We start from the raw sequence: 1,912 nt of genomic DNA on the forward strand, positions 1-1,912 counted from the left end.
ATCGATGTTTCCAAAGGCAAGAGTGTAGTATCTGTTCTCCGTCCCTTTGGGGAAGTGGTGGCAAAGCCGTTTTCTGTTGGTCACACCGGCAGTGAACTCAAGGAGCTGGCAGACTACTTAGTCGCCTGTATTCGACACTACTTCCCCAGGCAGGGCGGCAACTTGAACTGTGCTGGCGCACATCATGGGACTCTCACCCCTCCGAGGATCTCTCCGAGCTGCGTAAGCAGAAGTATCATTATAGGCTGACGGGGTCATGGCGGGGACAGCTTGCCAAGGCTGTCTTGGCCTGAGTGGGTGTCGCTCTGCACCTTATTTGGCCGTCCTTTGATGCGGATCTGCTCCGCACAGGTGGTCTTCGCGCACTCGGTCTGACGCTCTCCCGATCAGCTAAGGTATTCAAGTTGCCGGATATGACCGCCTGGGGCGGTGTTTTTCAAGGTTCGCTGAGATGTTTTGATCTCACGAAGATTGTAACTCTGCGCGTATTCTTCCAACAGAAACAGAATGGAAAGTTTACCAACCCAAAATGGAAAGTTTTTAGAGGGATGCCTCCAATTCGGACAGCAGAGAGATGGCCATCCGCAGTCCGCGCTTCTGTTCCTCTGCAAAATCTCCTTTTCCCACCAGGAGATAATCCAGAGAAACATCAAAAAATGCTGCAAACTCTACGGCCAGCTCGACTGGGCCAGTCTGCTTTCCGGTTTCGATTTTTGCGATGTATGGAGTGCTGACATTCATCTTCTCTGCCAGTTGCTCCTGTGTGAGCCCACGCTTTTTTCGCAAGCTCCTGATCCTTGAACCATAGTCCTCTCTATTAAAGTACATGGTGATTTACTCCGTCTTCTGAAATTTGGATGCGAACCAAATTTCGGAGCGGTGGGTCGCGGCAATGGAGCGACCGGACATACCGGACGCTGAGCAGAGGCCGCCATTTTTCGACAAACAAAAAATGCACCCACCGTGCGGTGAGTGCATACGAAGAGAAATATTTGCCGAGCTTTAGCGGTATATAGTGAGTAAGGACAAATGGTGTCGAATAAAAAAGAACCGCAACCCCTTGGAGGATTGCGGTATGTAATGTTGTTCTTTTTTCCCTGACCCCCGGCGGGTGTTCATTGCTCCCTATACGATTTCCTGCCATATTCTCCCCTTGCGGGGATAACAGACAAAAAGTGCGTTTCCCCTCACCGTTTCGATGGGGGTATCATAATAGGGAATTTTTAGGGCTTTCTTAGAAATCGCTTAGGTTTTAGGCAGTTTTGCTGAAATTTGAAGATTATCCTCTTTTTGTATTATTATATATTCATATTGGCTAAAAAGCACAAGCCAAAACTATGCATTATATATGTGCAATTAGTCTGACAAGACTTTCTATATCTTATTTTTCTATTCTACCAAGGGTACACTAAACTTGTCAACATATTTCTTGTGGTTGGAGCGTTGGCAAGTGGAATATGGAACGATTCGCATTAAGCTGGACGAGCTGTTGAAGGCATCCGGTCTTAGCAAGAACATGTTGAGCCATCGAGCTGAGATGCAGCGGACGCAGATCAACAATTATTGTAAAAACCAAATTACTCGTTTAGATATAGATGTCCTCGCAAGGCTTTGTACGGCGTTGAATTGTGGGATTGGCGATCTATTAGAATTTATACCACCAGAAAAGATAGAAAAATGAGGCTCGCAGGAGGAATTTCCTTTCCCCCTACGAGTCTCATTATGTATTTATTCCTTCAAAAGAGTTCTGCACTCTACATTTTCGGAAGTGCCAGCCGGCCCATGCTCCGCAGGCTGACGCCCAGGGTGGAGAGATTGTGCAGCGTGGCAGAGGTGGCGGGCGGCAGAACACCGGCCACACCAAGGGCAATCAGGGCGCCGTTGAAGCCGATAACGAAGCGGTAGTTGGAGT

General features: G+C 48.2%; 2 protein-coding genes. One reads left to right on the plus strand and one right to left on the minus strand.

Annotated elements, in window-relative coordinates:
* Positions 1 to 540: 540 nt before the first annotated feature.
* Positions 541 to 828 carry a helix-turn-helix domain-containing protein gene (locus tag B5F94_RS15765; RefSeq protein ID WP_087331501.1) on the minus strand — a complete coding sequence of 96 codons (288 nt, stop codon included), beginning with the start codon at positions 826 to 828 and terminating at the stop codon, positions 541 to 543.
* 622 nt (positions 829 to 1,450) lie between these two features.
* On the opposite strand from B5F94_RS15765, the gene B5F94_RS15770 reads away from it, so the two are divergent.
* Positions 1,451 to 1,681, plus strand: coding sequence for a helix-turn-helix domain-containing protein (locus B5F94_RS15770; RefSeq protein WP_087331504.1), 231 nt, complete (start codon positions 1,451 to 1,453; stop codon positions 1,679 to 1,681).
* Positions 1,682 to 1,912: the final 231 nt, after the last annotated feature.

It is taken from the genome of Flavonifractor sp. An4, assembly GCF_002161755.1.
Taxonomy (GTDB): Bacteria; Bacillota; Clostridia; order Oscillospirales; family Oscillospiraceae; genus Flavonifractor; species Flavonifractor avicola.

What these genes read in the sequence shown, in the direction of transcription:
- B5F94_RS15765 (WP_087331501.1), bottom strand. Translation starts at nt 828, where the DNA reads ATGTACTTTAATAGAGAGGACTATGGTTCAAGGATCAGGAGCTTGCGA.